This is a genomic window from Pseudomonas sp. 14P_5.3_Bac1, from assembly GCF_025466135.1.
Taxonomy (GTDB): domain Bacteria; phylum Pseudomonadota; class Gammaproteobacteria; order Pseudomonadales; family Pseudomonadaceae; genus Aquipseudomonas.
The window spans coordinates 154,170-171,213 of sequence record NZ_JANLOF010000077.1 but is presented as its reverse complement, the minus strand read 5'-3'; the positions used below and the strand labels follow the sequence as shown (position 1 = coordinate 171,213).

Below are 17,044 nucleotides of genomic sequence, written 5' to 3'. Positions count from 1 at the left end.
TGCATTTCAAGGTTTAAGCGGCGTCAGGCGTATTGCGCGGCGGCGTAGCCCGACGCCCAGGCCCACTGGAAGTTGAACCCGCCCAGGTGACCGGTCACATCCAGCACTTCGCCGATGAAGTACAGCCCCGGGCTTTTCAGCGATTCCATGGTCTTGGACGACACTTCGCGCGTGTCAACGCCACCCAGCGTTACCTCGGCCGTGCGATAGCCTTCAGTGCCCGCCGGCACCAGTTGCCAGCTCGACAGCTTTTGCGCGATGTCAGCGATTTCGGCGTGGGTGTACTGCTTCATCGGTTTGGATGCAAACCAGGTGTCGGCCAGCAGGTTGGCCATCTTCTTGGTGAAGATCTCACCCAGCAGGGTTTTCAACTCGCTGTTGGGGCGCTCGACCTGTTGCTGTTGCAGCCAGGCGTGGGCGTCGTGGTCGGGCAGCAGGTTGATTTCCACGGTGTCGCCGGTTTCCCAGTACGAGGAAATCTGCAGGATCGCCGGCCCGCTCAGGCCGCGGTGAGTAAACAGGATGTTCTCGCGAAAACTCTGGTCGTTGCAGCTGACCAGGCAGTCCACCGAGGTGCCGGACAGCTCGCCGCACAAGTCCTTGAGCTGGTCGGTGATGGTAAACGGCACTAACCCTGCGCGGGTCGGCAGCAGTTCGTGGCCGAACTGCTTGGCTACCTGATATCCGAACCCGGTAGCGCCCAGGGTCGGAATCGACAGGCCGCCCGTGGCGATCACCAGGGATTCGCAGCGCAGCTCACCCAGGGTGGTTTGCAACTGATAACCGGCTTGCAGCTTGGCAATCTCCTGAACCGACGTGTCCAGGTGCATGCTCACGCCGGCTTGAATGCATTCATCGAGCAGCATGCCGAGGATGTCGCTGGACTTGTTATCGCAGAACAACTGGCCGAGCTTTTTCTCGTGGTACGGCACGCCATGCTTGGCCACCAGACCGATGAAGTCCCACTGGGTGTAGCGGGCCAGCGCAGACTTGCAGAAGTGCGCGTTGTGCGAGAGGAAGTTGGCCGGCTCGGTGTACATGTTGGTGAAATTGCAGCGGCCACCGCCGGACATCAGGATCTTTTTGCCGGCCTTGTTCGCGTGGTCGATCAACATCACCTTGCGCCCACGCCCGGCGGCCGTCAGCGCGCACATCAAGCCTGCGGCGCCGGCGCCAATGATCACAACTTCGGTCGAGCGCACAGCAATGTCCTCACAAAAAAATTGATCTGAAATGCAATCAAATGTGGGAGCTGGCTTCTGTGGGAGCCGGGCTTGCCCGCGATGCAGGCACCTCGGTATATCAGTTACACCGAAGTGATGCTATCGCAGGCAAGCCAGCTCCCACATTGATTCGGTTCCCACAGTGGCTACGCGGTGCTGTTACAGGATGCGCACGCGCAACGAACGGCCTTTGATCTTGCCGTCATTCAAACGCTGCAGCGCCTGCTTGGCGATCCCGCGTTCCACGGCCACAAAGGCCTGGAAGTCGAAGATCGCGATCTTGCCGACCTGGGCACCGGGGATGCCGGCGTCACCGGTCAACGCGCCGAGGATGTCGCCCGGGCGAACCTTGTCTTTACGGCCGGCGGCGATGCACAGGGTGCTCATCTGCGGCAGCAACGGGCCGCCGCTTTGTGGCTTGAGGTTGTCCAGCTGGTCCCAGTTCAGCGGCGACTTCTGCAGTTGCTCGATGGCCTGGGCGCGGTGCGCTTCGGACGGCGCCACCAGGCTGATGGCGATGCCGGTTTCGCCAGCGCGGCCGGTACGGCCTACACGGTGAATGTGGATTTCCGAGTCGCGAGCCAGTTCGACGTTGATCACCATGTCCAGCGAGTCAATGTCCAGGCCACGCGCGGCCACGTCGGTGGCGACCAGCACCGAGGTGCTGCGGTTGGCGAACATCGCCAGTACCTGGTCACGGTCGCGCTGTTCCAGGTCGCCATGCAGGCCGACGGCGGAAATGCCCTTGGCCGTCAGGTGATCCACGGTTTCCTGCACTTGCTGCTTGGTAAAGCAGAACGCCACGCACGAGGCCGGGCGGAAATGCGCGAGCACCTTGGTCACGGCGTCCATGCGCTCTTCCGGCGAGATCTCGTAGAAACGCTGCTCGATCTGGTCGTCGGAGTGGAACGCTTCAGCCTTCACTTGCTGCGGCGCGCGCATGAACTTGGAGGCCAGTTGCTTGATGCTCACCGGGTAGGTGGCCGAGAACAGCAGGGTCTGGCGGCGTGGCGGGGTCTTGCTGATGATGTCTTCGATGGCGTCGTAGAAGCCCATGTCGAGCATGCGGTCAGCTTCGTCGAGGATCAGCGTGTTCAAACCGTCCAGCACCAGCGAACCCTTGCGCAGGTGCTGCTGGATACGGCCCGGGGTACCGACGATGACGTGGGCGCCGTGTTCGAGCGAGGCAATCTGCGGGCCGAGGGACACGCCGCCGCACAGGGTCAGCACCTTGATGTTGTCTTCGGCACGCGCCAGGCGACGGATTTCCTTGGCCACCTGGTCGGCCAGCTCACGCGTCGGGCACATCACCAGCGCCTGGCAGCCGAAGTAGCGCGGGTTGATCGGGTTCAACAGGCCGATACCGAAGGCGGCAGTTTTGCCGCTGCCGGTCTTGGCCTGGGCAATCAGGTCCAGCCCCTTGAGGATCACCGGCAAGCTTTGCGCCTGGATCTGCGTCATCTCGACATAACCCAGCGAGTCGAGGTTAGCCAGCATGGCGGCGGAGAGCGGCAAAGTATTAAAAGCGGTGGCGATGGTAGTCACGGGACTGGCTCTGCAAAACAAAATGTCGCGCAGTGTACCAGTCTCGTGGGAATTTCCCCGCAAGTTCTAGACGAGAAGCCTGTTAATGCTCGATGTCGTGCTCTGGGCTGACCACGCGTTTGCCGTCTTTTGGCGACAGTTGCAGGAAGATCGCCGCCGCCAGCATCGCCATGATGCCCACGGTGAGAAAGGTCAGCTGGAACGCGCCGAGCACGCTTTCCACCCCGTCGTTGCCCGCTTCGGCAGTAAAACCGCCGAGCAGCGCACCGGCGCACGCTACCCCAAGGCTCAGGGACAGTTGCGCCACCACCGAGAGCAAACTGTTGCCGCTGCTGGCCTGGGCGTCATCGAGGTCGATCAGGGTGACGGTGTTCATCGCGGTGAACTGCAAGGAGTTGATCGCACCCAGCACGGCCAGCATTCCCAGTAGAAGCGGATAGGGCGTGTGCTCGCTGACCAGGCCCATGCTCGCCAGCATGATGCCCAGCGCCAGGGTGTTGCCGGTCAGCACAATGCGGTACCCCAGGCGCTCGATCAACGGCCGGGCGATGGACTTGGCAAACATCGCCGCTGCCGCCAGCGGCAACATGCTCATCCCGGCTTCGGACGGCGAGTAACCGAGCGCCACCTGCAACAGCAGCGGTACCAGGAACGGCAGCGCGCCGCTGCCGAGTCGCGCAAACAGGTTGCCGAGAATGCCCACGGCAAAGGTGCGCGTCTTGAACAGCACCGGCGAGAACAGCGGGTTGTCGATATGCCCGGCGCGCAGCCAGTACGCCGCCAGGCACGCCAGCCCGCCAAACAGCAGCAACATCACGCGCAAATGCGGCAAGTGCAATTCGCCCAGGCCTTCCATGGCGATGGTGATCAGCACCATCGCCGCGCCAAACAGCACGAACCCCACGCTGTCGAAACGCGTGCGCTCGCTGCCGCGCAGGTCGGGGATGAGTTTCCACACGGCGTAGCAACCGATCATGCCCACCGGCAGGTTGATCAGGAAGATCCAGTGCCAGGTCAGGTATTGCACCATCCAGCCGCCCATGGTCGGGCCGAGCAACGGGCCGAGCAGGCCGGGAATGGTAATGAAGCCCATGATCCGCACCAGTTCGGAGCGCGGATAAGCGCGTAAGACCACCAGCCGCCCCACCGGCAGCATCAGCGCGCCGCCCAAGCCCTGGATGACCCGCGCGCCTACCAGCATGGTCAAGCTGCTGGACAGGGCGCACAGCAGCGAGCCAATGCTGAACAGCATGATCGCGCCAAAGAAGATTTTCTTGGTGCCGAAGCGGTCGGCGACCCAGCCCGAGGCCGGGATCAGCAAGGCGACGGTGAGCATGTAAGCAATCACCACGCCTTGCATGCGCAGCGGGTTTTCCGCGAGGTCCCGGGCCATGGCCGGCAGTGCCGTGTTGAGAATCGTCCCATCCAGCGACTGCATGAAGAAGGCAATCGCCACCACCCAGGGGAGCCAGCGGGCGGTCTTGGCGTCGAGAGGGGCGCGATTGGGCATGAGCTACCTTTTTGTTAGCAGGCTATGTGTCGGCGATTATGTGCCATCCGTCGCTCCTTTTCCCACTGGCGGTTCGTCTAAATCTGACAATGTCGCGTGCGCTCCGACGAGGAAATCCAGCAGCGCCCGGTGCACCGCCAGCGCAGCCTCGCGGGATTCAAGGTCGAGCAAGTGGCCGGTGTGTTCGGCGACGGCGAAGGTGCTGCGGCCCACGTATTTTTTGAACAGTTGGGCCTCCGCGGCCGGGGTGTACTCATCCAGCGCGCCGTTGATGAAATGCACCGGCGTTTCGATCTGCGTGAGCGCCGGCAGGTAATTGCCATCGCCCAGGCCCAGCACCTGGTGGATATGAAAGCGCGCCTGGCGGTACTCGGTGGTGGCCATGTTCGACAGGTGCCGGTGGTTATTGCGCTTGAGGCGCGGTGACAGGTACTTGCCAACGGTCTCGTTGAGCAGGTGGCCAACGGCGGATTTGTCATCCGCTTCGATCAGCACGCGCACGCGCTCCACGTAATCGAGCATGGCCTGGTTGAGGTTGGGCGCCAGGGCCATCACCACCGAGCTTTCGATAGAGGGCGGGTTATGCGCCAGGGTCAGCAGCGTGGAGATGCCGCCCCAGGAGGCCGACACCAGGTGGCTGACCTGGAAGCGTTCTACCAGGGCACGCAGGATTTGGACTTCGTCGTCCTTGGTGACCAGGTCAAGGTTGCTGTTGTGCTCGCGCGAAAGGCCGGAGAACGGCAGATCGAACAGCAGCACATTGAAGTGTTCCGCCAGGCACTTGCTGGTGCGGGCGAAGGAGCGGGTGGTGGACAGTGCCCCATTGACCATCAGGACGGTTTTCTTTTCCGAATCGTTACCGAGCTGCTCAACGTGAACGTTGTAGTGTTTGAACAGCCCTTCTATGACAAAACTTCCATGGTCCATGTCAACGCTCCAGCTTGCCCAATCCAGGCAAGGTCATGCATCACGTGCGCACACGTGGGGTTGGTGGCGGGGTGCCACTAACCGTTATAACGAGGTTTTTTACGGGCGACAACATGCCGCACGGGGAGAAGTATGAGATGGGATTTTTCGGTAGGAAGGAGCTAAACGAGGGTGTAAGGAACGAGCACAGAACAGTGTGGGAGCTGGCTTGCCTGCGATGCAGTCACCTCGGTGTATCAGTGACACCGCAGTGATGCCATCGCAGGCAAGCCAGCTCCCACAGGGGAGTCGCAGTGCTTATAAGGTGAGAGTCAGGCGTTTGACCAACGCGCCTGGCAACAAGTTGGACGCGGTATTGCGCTGGCTATACGTACTGGCCGACAACAGCAACTCCCGCTCAGCCGTCAGCGCTTCCAGCTGGGAACCGAGCAAGTGATAGACGCTGTCATCAAAGCGCATGGTGCTGACCGGCGCCTTGATCTCGCCGTCTTCCACCCAGAACGTGGCAAAGCGCGTCATGCCGGTCAGGCGGGCGGCCGGCAAATCCGAATAGTTCAGGTACCACAGGTTGCTGATGTACAGCCCGGTGCCCAACTGCTTGAGGATATCGGCCTGGGCGAGGCTGCCCGCCGCCATCTGCAAGGCGCTGGGCGACTCGTCGCTGCTGGCGCCGTTGGTGCTCAGGCCGTATTCGGCGGCGCTGCGCGAGTTGATCAACTGGCCCTCGGCCTTGCCCGCGTTGATCAGCGTCACATCCCCGCGCGGGTAGCCTTCGGTGGAGAACGCCTGGCTCAGCGAGCCGCTGATCTGCTCATCGACTTTGACCAATGGGCTCAACGACTGCTCACCGGCATACAGCTTTTGCAACGAGCTGGCTTTGCTGGCGATGGCCTGAGCGGAAAACCCGCCCCAGGTGATGATGCTGATGATTTCTTCCAGCGCCGCGGGGGCGAGGTAGGCGCGGTACTGCCCGGGGGCGAGCTTGTGCAGTGGGCGGCCAAGAAACTCTAGTTGCTCGCGCGCCTGCTGCAAGCGTGCGCTGAATTCGGCGCTGTCCCAGGTGTGCCCGGCGTAGCTGGCTTTGACCGCTTCGCCGTTGGCGTGGAACAGGCTGAAATCGAAGTTGAAGCTGTTGGCCTGATGCCAGCCGAACGCGCCGTCCGAACTGGCGAACCCTCGGGTGATCGGGCCAGCAGCGTAGAAGCCGACCAGGTCTACGCCTTCTGCGGCCTGGCTGATGTCTTCCAGCACTTGGGCCAGTTCCGGCAGCGGTCGTAGCTGCTCGTTATGGCTTTGCCAGGCATTGTGGTTCAGCAGCAGGTACGGGTCCTGTGGCAGCAAAGGCAAGGTTTCGCGCAACTGTTGCAGGCCATCGGCGAGGCGCTGACGGTCCAGTTCCGGCTCACCGGCCAAGGTAATGCCGAGGTCGGCGTGGCGGCCGTCGTTGATCAGCTTGAGGTTCAGGCTTGCCTGTTGCACCTGGCCGGCCTGGCGCACCTGGGCGTGGTTGAAGCGTACGAACTCGGATGATTCGTCTGCGTAGCCGAGGTGAAATTGTTCCTGGTCGGTGATGGCCTGCTTGAGCCAGTCCACCAGTGCCTTGAAGTTGTTCATCAGGCATCTCCCCCAAATACGTCGACATCACTGAACACACACGCCGGTGACGCATGACCCACGCGAATCACCTGGTTGGGCTCGCCTTTGCCGCAGTTCGGCGTGCCCAACACCTTGAACGTGCTGGCGTCGCCGACGGCGCTGAGCTTGCGCCAGAACTGCGCGGAAATTGCACGGTAGTTGGGGTTCTTCACCACGCCTTTAAGCTCGCCGTTTTCGATCAGTTGGCCCCACTCGCAGCCGAACTGGAACTTGTTGCGCGCATCATCAATGGACCATGAGCGGTTGGTGCTCATCAGAATGCCGTGCTCGATGCCGCTGATCAGCTCGGCCTGGGTTTTGTCGCCGGCCTCGATGTTCAAGTTGGCCATGCGGTCGATCGGCGCGCGGTTCCAGCTGCACGCGCGGCTGTTAGCGACGCCGCCGAGCCCCGAGCGAAATTGCGACAACGCGCCGCCCAGTGGCTTGAGCAGCAGACCGTCGCGGATCAGGAACTGCTTGGTGGCGCGGGTGCCGTCGTCGTCATGGCTGTAGCTGGCGAGCTGCTCGGGGATGTCCGGGTCGAAGGTCACGTTGAGCAAGGGCGAGCCGTATTGCAGGTGGCCAAAATCGCTGGCCTTCACAAAGCTGGTGCCGGCGTAATTGCGCTCATCACCCAGGATGCGGTCCAGCTCCAGCGGGTGGCCGATGGACTCGTGGATCTGCAGGATCATCTGGTCGGGCATCAGCAGCAGGTCGCGCGGGCCGTTGGGTGTGTTGGGCGCGAGCAGCAGTTGCAGGGCTTCGTCGGCCACCTGGCGGGCGCCGCCGGCCAGGCCGAAGCGGCGAATCACGTTCGCACTGCCTTGCTGGCCGAAGTTAGTGCCGCCCAGGGTGCGGGTCTGGCTGTCGTTGCCGTCAAACGCGGTGACGCTCAGGCCCGGGTAGACGAAACGCTGAGCCTGGCGCAGTTCGGCACCGGCGCTGTTGAGGTAGATCTGCTCCACGCGGGTGGTGCCCAGGCTGACTTCCCAGCTGACCAGGCGCTCGTCCTTGGGCACGCTGGCAGACTCATCGCCCAACAGTTGGTAGCAGTCGCTCAAGGACGGGAAGGGCTGGTCGAGGTCCGGTGACAGGTAGTCGGCGACGTCACTGGAGACCGGCTGCGTGTGCAGGTCGAGCAGGGCGTGGGGCAAGATCCGCCGGGCTTGCTGTTCGGCGCGCTCAAGGGCGGCTTGCAGGCCGGCAAGCGAGATGTCGTTGGTGGCGGCGTAGGCTTCCACGCCGTTGAGACGCACGGTGAGCATGGCGCCCTCGTCGTGGTTCAGGTGTGGCGGCTCGGCAACGTTCTTGCGGACCGACAGGTTTTGGCCGGATTCGCGGACGTAACGCAGCGAGAAAAATTCGGCGCGGGTGCGCAGGGCACTGAAGTGCTTTTTGAGAGTGGCGTGGTAATCGAACATGGGGCCTTCCTTGTGGGCGGCTCATCGCGGGCAGGCAACAGAGTAGGCCTGGGCTGGGAGCTGATCAAGGAAAGAGGTTTTGCAGCGTCTGGTCGGGCCCTATCGGGGGCAAGCCCCCTCCCACATTTTGACCCTGTGCACCCGATCAAGTGTGGGAGGGGGCTTGCCCCCGATAGGAGCGCCGCGGTGTATCAGTTACTGCGCGGTCGGGCCGACTTCACGCATCGGCTTGCCACGCACCGGCGCATCGCCTGCTACGTAGTAGTCGGCGGTGCTGCGCGGCAGCGGTTGGCGGCCACGGATCTTGTCGGCGATTTTCTCGGCGATCATGATCGTCGGCGCGTTCAGGTTGCCGGTGGTGATGATCGGCATGATCGACGCATCCACAACGCGCAGACCCTGCATGCCATGCACACGGCCTTCGCCATCCACTACAGCCATCTCGTCGGTGCCCATCTTGCACGAGCAGGACGGGTGGAACGCGGTCTCGGCGTGCTCGCGGATGAACTTGTCGAGTTGCTCATCGGTTTGCACTTCAATACCCGGGCTGATTTCGCGGCCACGGTAGGGGTCCAGCGCCGGCTGCTGCATGATTTCACGGGTCAGGCGGATGCCGTCACGGAATTCCTGCCAGTCCTGCTCGGTGGCCATGTAGTTGAAGAGGATGCTCGGGTAGTCCCGTGGGTTCTTCGACTTCAATTGCACGCGGCCACGGCTCGGCGAGCGCATGGAACCCATGTGTGCCTGGAAACCGTGCTCTTTCACACCGTTGCTGCCGTTGTAGTTAATCGCCACCGGCAGGAAGTGGTACTGGATGTTCGGCCATTCGAATTCCGGACGCGAACGGATAAAACCGCCGGCTTCGAACTGGTTGCTGGCGCCGATGCCAGTGCCGTTGAACAGCCACTCGGCACCAATCGCAGGCTGGTTGTACCAGAGCAGCGAGGGATACAGCGACACCGGTTGGGTGCAGGCGTATTGCAGGTACAGCTCAAGGTGGTCCTGCAGGTTTTCGCCAACGCCTGGCAGGTCGTGAACCACCGGGATGTCGAGGCTTTCGAGCAGTTTGGCCGGGCCCACACCGGAGCGTTGCAGCAGTTGCGGCGAAGCGATTGCGCCGCTGCACACCAATACTTCTTTGCGCGCACGGGCTTCAACGCGCTCTTCGGCAGCGCCGATCAGGTAACGCACGCCAACGGCACGCTTGCCTTCAAACAACACTTTGTCGGTGAGGGCGTGGGTGACGATGGTCAGGGTCGAACGCTTTTTAGCCGTGTCCAGGTAACCGCGTGCGGTGCTGGCGCGACGGCCATTTTTCGTGACAGTACGGTCCATCGGGCCGAAGCCTTCTTGCTGGTAGCCGTTCAAGTCTTCGGTGCGCGGGTAACCGGCCTGCACGCCGGCTTCAACCATGGCGTGGAACAGCGGGTTGTTGCCGGCTTTGGGCGTGGTCACGCTGACCGGGCCTTCGCCACCGTGGTAGTCGTTCGGGCCGATGTCGCGGGTTTCGGCTTTACGGAAATACGGCAGGCAGTCGAGGTAAGTCCAGTTTTCCAGACCTGGCAGCTTCGACCAGTTGTCGTAGTCCATCGCGTTGCCACGGATGTAGCACATGCCGTTGATCAGCGAGGAGCCGCCCAGGCCCTTGCCGCGACCGCATTCCATCCGGCGACCGTCCATGTGCGGCTCTGGATCGGTTTCGTAGGCCCAGTTGTAGCGACGGCCTTGCAGCGGGAACGCCAGCGCGGCCGGCATTTGGGTACGGAAGTCAAAACGGTAATCCGGGCCGCCGGCTTCCAGCAGCAGGACGGTGACGCCTTCGTCTTCGGTCAGACGGGTCGCCAGGGTGTTACCGGCGGAGCCGGCACCCACAATGATGTAATCGTATTCTTGGGACATTGGATGCACCCTCTTTGAAGTGTGGTCAGGTCGGGCCTCATCGGGGGCAGCTCCCTCCCACAATTTGAATTGTGAATACCTTCAAATGTGGGAGGGGGCTTGCCCCCGATGGCGGCCTCAAAGGCAACACAAAGCTCGGGATTTAGAACACCGAGGCGTAGTCGCCCAGCTCAACCTGTACCGATTTGATGCGGGTGAAGTTGTTCAGCGAGCTGATGCCGTTCTCACGGCCCACACCGGATTGCTTGTAACCACCGACCGGCATCTTGGCGTCGGATTCGCCCCAGGCGTTGATCCAGCAGATACCCGCTTCCAGCTGATGAATCACGCGGTGAGCGCGGTTCAGGTCTTTGGTCACAAGGCCAGCAGCCAGGCCGAAGTCGGTGTCGTTGGCGCGGCGGATCACTTCTTCTTCGGTCTCGTAAGTGAGGATGCTCATCACTGGGCCGAAGATTTCTTCACGGACGATGGTCATCTCGTCGGTGCAGTCGGTGAACACGGTCGGGGCCACGTAGGCGCCTTTGGCGAAGTTGCCATCGGTCAGACGGTCGCCGCCGCACAGGACGCGAGCGCCTTCTTCCTTACCTTTGGCGATGTAGCCGAGCACGCTTTCCATGTGGGCGAAGCTGACCAGCGGGCCGAAGTTGGTGTTCTCGTCTTGCGGGTCGCCAATGCGGATGCGCGCAACACGCTCAACAATCTTGGCTTCGAAGGCCGCCTGCAGGTGCTTAGGCACGAACACGCGAGTGCCGTTGGTGCAGACCTGGCCGGAGCTGTAGAAGTTGGCCATCATCGCGATGTCGGCCGCGCGATCCAGGTCGGCGTCTTCGAACACGATCAGCGGCGACTTGCCGCCCAGTTCCATGGTGACTTCTTTGAGCGAGGAGCTCGAAGCGCTGGCCATGACTTTCTTGCCGGTGTCGGTGCCGCCGGTGAACGAGACTTTCTCGATGCGCGGGTGCTCGGTCAGCCAGGTGCCGACTTCACGGCCGCTGCCCGTCAGGACGTTGAACACGCCAGCCGGCACGCCAGCTTCGGTGTAGATCTCGGCCAGTTTCAGGGTGGTCAGCGAGGTGACTTCGCTTGGTTTGAAGATCATCGCGTTACCGGCAGCCAGGGCCGGTGCGGATTTCCACAGGGCGATCTGGATCGGGTAGTTCCACGCGCCGATACCGGCCACCACGCCCAGCGGCTCGCGGCGGGTGTAGACGAACGACGTGTCGCGCAGCGGGATCTGCTCGCCTTCGATGGCCGGCACCAGGCCTGCGTAGTATTCCAGCACGTCGGCGCCGGTGACGATGTCGACGTATTGGGTTTCGGAGAAGGCTTTACCGGTGTCCAGGGTTTCCAGCGCGGCCAGCTCATCGTTGCGCTCGCGCAGGATGTCGACGGCACGGCGCAGGATGCGCGAACGCTCCATGGCGGTCATCGCGGCCCAGATTTTCTGGCCTTTTTCGGCGCTGACCACGGCACGTTCAACGTCTTCCTTGGTAGCACGTTGCACTTGGGCGAGAACTTCACCGTTAGCCGGGTTGATGGCTTCGAAGGTGGCATCGCTGCCAGCGTCGCTGTAGCCGCCGTCAATGTAGAGTTTTTGCAGTTCGAAACGGGCCATAAAGTCCTCGCAAGTGCATAAGTGGTTGGCGTTACCCGCCGCCGGTGAGCCATGGGGTTTCTGGCAACACTGAGCGGCAGACGTTCAGGGGTTGAGCGGTTATGTGTGCTCTAACTCACCTGCTTGGCCAATTGGAAATCCATGTATTCGTAAGCGATCCGTTGCGCCTGCTCCGTGTCGAAAGCGTCTCCCGACAGGGCGCCGCGCAACCACAAACCGTCGATCAGGGCCGCCAGTCCTCTGGCTGCTTTGCGTGCGTGCGGCAGCGGCAGCACTCGGCGGAACTGGCAGCACAGGTTGGAATACAGACGTTGATCGTTGATCCGCTGCAACCTGTGCAATGACGGGTGATGCATGCTGGTGGCCCAGAAGGCCAGCCAGGTTTTCATTGCCGGTCCGTTGACCTGGCTGGCGTCGAAGTTGCCCTCGATGATCACCCGAAGGTGCGCCCGTGGGCTGTCGTCCTTCAGCGCTTGCCTGCGTTCGTGGACGTTCTCGATCAGCACATTCATCAAGTACCGCATCGTCGCGGCGATCAGGCCGTTCTTGTCCTGAAAGTAGTGACTGATGATGCCGTTCGAGACGCCGGCCAAACGGGCGATCAGCGCAATGCTGGCATCTCCCATTCCGACCTGATCGATGGCCGTCAAGGTGGCTTCGATCAACTGCTGGCGGCGTATGGGTTGCATACCGACCTTGGGCATGTAGCACCTCTCCTTAGGCCTGCCGTTGGGCGATAAACGTCCGTCGGCTTGAAGGCCAGTCTATTTTGTTTTGATTGAACGTTCAATCAACAAAGAATAAGATCTGCGACAAATGGTCGCGACCTGCAGATATTTCCTACCTGTGAGCCACTGCCTCTGACACCTGCAAAAACCCTTGAAACAGGCCGTATCAGGGCCTGGCCGCTGCTTCGGCGCGGCTCAAGAATTTTCGGGGTGTCTTTATAACACCCGTCCGTCGACTGCCGAAAAATCGATGTCCCGGGATAACCGTTGCCTTGTGTTTCTCTCTCGCACTGCCCGGAGCATCTGCGCCATGAGTTCTGCCTCTCTTATAAAGACCCCGCCGGAAAAGGTCCGGGTCAACGGTTGGGTGTTCTACACCTCCACCGCGCTCATTCTATTGTTGACCGCCATTCTGATCATCGCCCCGCAGGAGGCCGGGCGCATGCTCGGCGTAGCACAGGCGTGGCTGTCGAAAAGCTTCGGCTGGTACTACATGGTGGTCATCGCTGCCTACCTGGTGTTTGTGGTCGGCCTGGCGTTTTCGTCCTACGGCAAGTTGAAACTGGGCAGCAAGGACGACACCCCGGACTTCAGCTACGGCGCCTGGGCCGGCATGCTGTTCTCGTCGGGCATCGGCATCTCGCTGTTGTACTTCGGTGCCTCGGAGCCGTTGGACCACTACTTCAACCCGCCCGAAGGCGCGGCTGCCAGCAATAGCGCGGCACGCCAGGCGCTGCAACTGACGTTCCTGCACTGGGGCCTGCACGGCTGGGCGATCTATGCCTTGGTCGGCCTGGCCGTGGCGTACTTCGCGTATCGCCATAACCAGCCGCTGGCCTTGCGTTCGGCGTTGTACCCGCTGGTGGGCGAGCGTTGGGTGAAGGGCGCGGCCGGCCACGCGGTGGACGGCTTCGGCATGTTCGTGACCCTGCTGGGCCTGGTGACCAACCTGGGGATTGGCGCGATGCAGGTGTCGTCGGGGCTTGAAAACCTGTTCGGCATGGCGCACAGCAACACCAACCTGTTGATCGTGATCATCGTGATGAGCACCGTGGCGACCATCGCCGCCGTGTCGGGTGTGGAGAACGGCATTCGCCGCCTGTCCAACCTCAACATCGTGCTGTTCAGCGGCTTGCTGATCTTTGTGCTGCTGTTCGGCCCGACCCTGCACCTGCTCAATGGCTTGGTGCAGAACACCGGTGACTACCTCAACGGTATCGTGCTGAAAACTTTCGACCTGTATGTGTACGAAGGCGACGCCGACAAGACCGAGCGCTGGATGGGCCTGTGGACGCTGTTCTACTGGGCCTGGTGGATTTCCTGGGCGCCATTCGTGGGCATGTTCATCGCGCGTATTTCCCGTGGCCGCACCGTGCGTGAACTGGTGGCCGGCGTGCTGCTGATCCCGCTGGGCTTCACCTTGGCGTGGTTGTCGATCTTCGGTAACTCGGCCCTGGACCTGGTGCTCAACCACGGTGCGGTGGAGTTGGGCAAGACGGCGCTGGAACAACCGTCGATGGCCATCTACCAATTGCTGGAGCATTACCCGGCGTCGAAAATTGTGATCGGCGTGTCGATCTTCGTGGGCTTTGTGTTGTTCCTGACCCCGGCGGATTCCGGCGCGGTGATGATGGCCAACCTGTCGTGCAAAGGCGGCAATGTGGACGAAGATGCGCCGCACTGGCTGCGGATCTTCTGGTCGGTCGTGATCACCCTGGTGACCATCGGCCTGCTGTTTGCGGGTAACTTCGAAGCCATGCAAACCATGGTGGTGCTGGCGGGGCTGCCGTTCTCGGTGGTGCTGATTCTGTTCATGTTCGGTTTGCACAAGGCCATGCGCCAGGACGTGGCCATCGAACAGGAGCAGGCGCAATTGGCTGAGCGCGGCCGCCGTGGTTTCAGCGAGCGTCTGACCGCGCTGGACCTGCAACCGAGCCAGGCCACCGTGCAGCGCTTTATGGACAAGCATGTCACGCCGGCGTTGGAAGAGGCGGCGACCGCGTTGCGTGAGCAAGGGCTGGAGGTGCAGACCTTGTTGGGCAAATCCAAGCGTTGCATCGGTGTGCGCATCGAGATGGAAGAGGGCAACCCGTTTGTCTATGAGGTGAGCCTGGATGCTTACTCGTCGGCACCGAGCGACTTGCCGGAAGAAGAGCGCACGCGTTACTACCGGGCCGAGGTCTACCTGCACAACGGACCTCAAGAGTACGACCTGATGGGCTTCACCCAGGAACAGATCACCCGGGACGTGCTCGATCAGTTTGAAAGCCATCGGCAGCTCCTTGGCCGTGTCTATAGCTGATAGTTGAAGACGGGTGGTGTCCTCACCGACACCACTGAGTCCAAATATGTAAACAGAACTAAATGTGGGAGGGGGCTTGCCCCCGATAGCAATGTGTCAGTCAGTACTTCTGTTACTGATACACCGCAATCGGGGGCAAGCCCCCCTCCCACATTGACCCAGTTTCTACATTGAGATGTGCAGTGTTTGTCAGCCCAGATTCTTGCCTAGCAGGGCATGGTAAAGCTCGCTGTCCCCCAAAATCCCCACCACCTGGTTGTTGTTATGCAGCACCAGCTTATTGCCGGTGTGATAACGAATCTGCAATGCATCGCGCATGCCGATATTGGAATCCACCAGCGTCGGTACCCGGCCCAACCCTTCCACGGCTTGCCCCGGTGCCCAGTTCTGCAGGTTCATCACCGCGCCATTCTGGCGGGCGCCCTGGATCGTGTTGCCTTCGGCCAGGTCCAGCCAGGAATCGCCGCCCGGGTCGAGGCACACCGAGCCGTTGACCCGCGTGCAATTGTCCAGCGTGCGCATCAGGCTACGGCCGCACAGCACGTTCAGCGGGTTGGTGTGGGCGACGAAGGTACGCACATAGTCGTCCGCCGGGTTCAGCACGATCTCTTCCGGCACGCTGTACTGGATGATCTTGCCGTCTTTCATGATCGCGATGCGGCTACCCAATTTGAGCGCCTCATCCAGGTCGTGGCTCACAAACACAATGGTCTTGCTCAGCTTGCGTTGCAGCTCCAGCAGTTCATCCTGCAGGCCCTGGCGAATCAGCGGGTCGAGGGCGGAGAAGGGTTCGTCCATCAGCAGGATATCGGCGTCCATCGCCAACGCGCGGGCCAGGCCGACGCGCTGTTGCATGCCGCCGGACAACTCGTCGGGCTTCTTGTTGCGCCATTGGGCCAGGCCCACCAATTCGAGCTTTTCATCCACCAGCGCGCGGCGTTCTTTCTCCGGACGGCCCTGCATCTCAAGGCCGAAGCTGATGTTTTCACGCACCGTCAGCCACGGCATCAATGCGAATTTCTGGAACACCATGGCGATGCGCTTGGTGCGCATCATTTTCAGCTCGGCCGGCGTGCATGAAGCGATGTCGATCTGGCGACCTTCATGCTCCACAAACAGTTGGCCACGGCTGACGGTGTTGAGGCCGTTGATGCAGCGCAGCAAGCTCGACTTGCCGGAACCGGACAGGCCCATCAGCACGCAGATCTCGCCTTTCTCGATGTCCAGGCTGGCTTTTTCAACGCCGACAATCTGCCCGGTCTTTTTCAGGATTTCGTTGCGGTGCATGCCCTGGTCGAGCAGCTTGAGGGCTTCGCGCGGGTCTTTGGAGAAGATCACATCGACATTGTCGAATCGGATAATGCTCATGCATCACCCCCTACTTTGGCGTCGGGTTGTTTGCAGATGCGGTCGAGCATGATGGCCAGCAACACGATTGCCAGGCCGGCTTCAAAGCCCAGGGCGATGTCGGCGGTGTTGAGTGCGTTGACCACCGGCTTGCCGAGGCCGTCAGCGCCCACCAGGGCCGCAATTACCACCATCGACAACGACAGCATGATGCATTGGGTAATGCCGGCGGCAATGCTCGGCATGGCGTGGGGCAGTTCAATGCGTGAGAGCAACTGACGGCGCGAGCAGCCAAAGGCCTTGCCGGCGTCCATCAATTCTTGCGGCACATCACGGATGCCCAGGTAGGTCAGGCGGATCGGCGCGGCAATCGCGAACACCACCGTGGAAATCAGCCCGGGCACCACACCCAGCCCGAAGAGGGTCAGGGTAGGGATGAGGTAGACGAAGGTCGGCACGGTCTGCATCAGATCGAGCACCGGCCGCATCAGGGTGTAGAACATCGGTTTGTGCGCGGCAACAATGCCCAGCGGCACGCCGATGACCACGCAGACCAGGGTGGCGAACAGCACCTGCGCGAGGGTTTCCATGGTTTCCTGCCAGTACCCCAGGTTCAGGATCAGCAGGAAGGAGGCGATGACAAACACCGTCAGGCCCCATTTGCGTTGGATGAAGTGAGCGAGTAGCGCAATCAGACCGATCAATGCCAGCGGATTGAACCAGGTCAGCGCAAACGTCACGCCGTGGATCATCGTTTCCAGGGTCGATGCGATTGCGTCGAAGTAGTTGGCACCGTGTTGGGTCAACCATTCGACGAAGGCAGCGATGTACTGGCCTAGTGGGATTTTATGTTCAGTCAGCATGGTAGTGAATGTCCACATGCGAAGGGGAA

12 protein-coding genes are annotated in these 17,044 nt (G+C 61.5%); 1 reads left to right on the top strand and 11 read right to left on the bottom strand.

Going from position 1 to position 17,044, the window contains the following annotated elements; genetic code table 11:
- Positions 1-23 precede the first annotated feature (23 nt).
- From NTD89_RS20890 to betI, 9 genes are all read right to left on the bottom strand, one after another.
- Positions 24-1,202 carry an NAD(P)/FAD-dependent oxidoreductase gene (locus NTD89_RS20890; RefSeq protein WP_145157600.1) on the bottom strand — a complete coding sequence of 393 codons (1,179 nt, stop codon included), beginning with the start codon at positions 1,200-1,202 and terminating at the stop codon, positions 24-26.
- 180 nt (positions 1,203-1,382) lie between these two features.
- Positions 1,383-2,720, bottom strand: coding sequence for an ATP-dependent RNA helicase DbpA (gene dbpA / locus NTD89_RS20885; RefSeq protein WP_232626477.1), 1,338 nt, complete (start codon positions 2,718-2,720; stop codon positions 1,383-1,385).
- Positions 2,721-2,850: 130 nt separating this feature from the next.
- Entirely contained in the window at positions 2,851-4,278 is a 1,428-nt protein-coding gene (gene mdtD / locus NTD89_RS20880; RefSeq protein WP_242200613.1) for a multidrug transporter subunit MdtD, read from the bottom strand.
- Between the two features lie 36 nt (positions 4,279-4,314).
- On the bottom strand, positions 4,315-5,205 hold the full coding sequence (locus NTD89_RS20875; RefSeq protein ID WP_262209435.1) for an alpha/beta fold hydrolase: 891 nt from the start codon (positions 5,203-5,205) through the stop codon (positions 4,315-4,317).
- A gap of 297 nt (positions 5,206-5,502) precedes the next feature.
- The gene (locus tag NTD89_RS20870; protein ID WP_262209433.1) at positions 5,503-6,819 is read right to left on the bottom strand and encodes a TldD/PmbA family protein; all 1,317 of its coding nucleotides are present in this window, start codon (positions 6,817-6,819) and stop codon (positions 5,503-5,505) included.
- The gene (locus tag NTD89_RS20865) at positions 6,819-8,261 is read right to left on the bottom strand and encodes a TldD/PmbA family protein (RefSeq protein ID WP_262209431.1); all 1,443 of its coding nucleotides are present in this window, start codon (positions 8,259-8,261) and stop codon (positions 6,819-6,821) included. Before NTD89_RS20865 ends, NTD89_RS20870 begins: the two co-directional genes overlap by 1 nt.
- A 195-nt stretch (positions 8,262-8,456) precedes the next feature.
- Positions 8,457-10,160, bottom strand: a complete 1,704-nt coding sequence (betA, locus tag NTD89_RS20860) for a choline dehydrogenase (RefSeq protein WP_262209429.1) — start codon at positions 10,158-10,160, stop codon at positions 8,457-8,459.
- Positions 10,161-10,302: 142 nt separating this feature from the next.
- Positions 10,303-11,775, bottom strand: coding sequence for a betaine-aldehyde dehydrogenase (gene betB / locus NTD89_RS20855; RefSeq protein WP_106575609.1), 1,473 nt, complete (start codon positions 11,773-11,775; stop codon positions 10,303-10,305).
- 110 nt (positions 11,776-11,885) lie between these two features.
- The gene (betI, locus tag NTD89_RS20850; RefSeq protein ID WP_145157581.1) at positions 11,886-12,479 is read right to left on the bottom strand and encodes a transcriptional regulator BetI; all 594 of its coding nucleotides are present in this window, start codon (positions 12,477-12,479) and stop codon (positions 11,886-11,888) included.
- Positions 12,480-12,813: 334 nt separating this feature from the next.
- Between betI and betT the strand changes: the two genes are divergently transcribed.
- A complete protein-coding gene (gene betT / locus NTD89_RS20845) occupies positions 12,814-14,805 on the top strand; it encodes a choline BCCT transporter BetT (protein WP_145157579.1) in 1,992 nt (663 codons plus the stop codon).
- Positions 14,806-14,994: 189 nt separating this feature from the next.
- Here betT and choV read toward each other — a convergent pair whose 3' ends face one another.
- Together choV and choW are read right to left on the bottom strand one after the other, a co-directional pair.
- The gene (choV, locus tag NTD89_RS20840; RefSeq protein ID WP_106575606.1) at positions 14,995-16,173 is read right to left on the bottom strand and encodes a choline ABC transporter ATP-binding protein; all 1,179 of its coding nucleotides are present in this window, start codon (positions 16,171-16,173) and stop codon (positions 14,995-14,997) included.
- Complete coding sequence (gene choW / locus NTD89_RS20835; RefSeq protein WP_076017809.1) at positions 16,170-17,015, bottom strand: choline ABC transporter permease subunit; 846 nt, start codon at positions 17,013-17,015, stop codon at positions 16,170-16,172. The genes choV and choW overlap by 4 nt, the downstream gene beginning before the upstream one ends.
- Positions 17,016-17,044 lie beyond the last annotated feature (29 nt).

Excerpts from the sequence above, each read along its gene's own strand:
- betI (WP_145157581.1), bottom strand. The coding sequence starts at position 12,479 with ATGCCCAAGGTCGGTATGCAACCCATACGCCGCCAGCAGTTGATCGAA.
- NTD89_RS20865 (WP_262209431.1), bottom strand. The coding sequence starts at position 8,261 with ATGTTCGATTACCACGCCACTCTCAAAAAGCACTTCAGTGCCCTGCGC.
- betA (WP_262209429.1), bottom strand. The coding sequence starts at position 10,160 with ATGTCCCAAGAATACGATTACATCATTGTGGGTGCCGGCTCCGCCGGT.
- NTD89_RS20875 (WP_262209435.1), bottom strand. The coding sequence starts at position 5,205 with ATGGACCATGGAAGTTTTGTCATAGAAGGGCTGTTCAAACACTACAAC.
- choW (WP_076017809.1), bottom strand. The coding sequence starts at position 17,015 with ATGCTGACTGAACATAAAATCCCACTAGGCCAGTACATCGCTGCCTTC.
- betT (WP_145157579.1), top strand. The coding sequence starts at position 12,814 with ATGAGTTCTGCCTCTCTTATAAAGACCCCGCCGGAAAAGGTCCGGGTC.
- betB (WP_106575609.1), bottom strand. The coding sequence starts at position 11,775 with ATGGCCCGTTTCGAACTGCAAAAACTCTACATTGACGGCGGCTACAGC.
- mdtD (WP_242200613.1), bottom strand. The coding sequence starts at position 4,278 with ATGCCCAATCGCGCCCCTCTCGACGCCAAGACCGCCCGCTGGCTCCCC.
- dbpA (WP_232626477.1), bottom strand. The coding sequence starts at position 2,720 with ATGCTGGCTAACCTCGACTCGCTGGGTTATGTCGAGATGACGCAGATC.
- NTD89_RS20870 (WP_262209433.1), bottom strand. The coding sequence starts at position 6,819 with ATGAACAACTTCAAGGCACTGGTGGACTGGCTCAAGCAGGCCATCACC.
- choV (WP_106575606.1), bottom strand. The coding sequence starts at position 16,173 with ATGAGCATTATCCGATTCGACAATGTCGATGTGATCTTCTCCAAAGAC.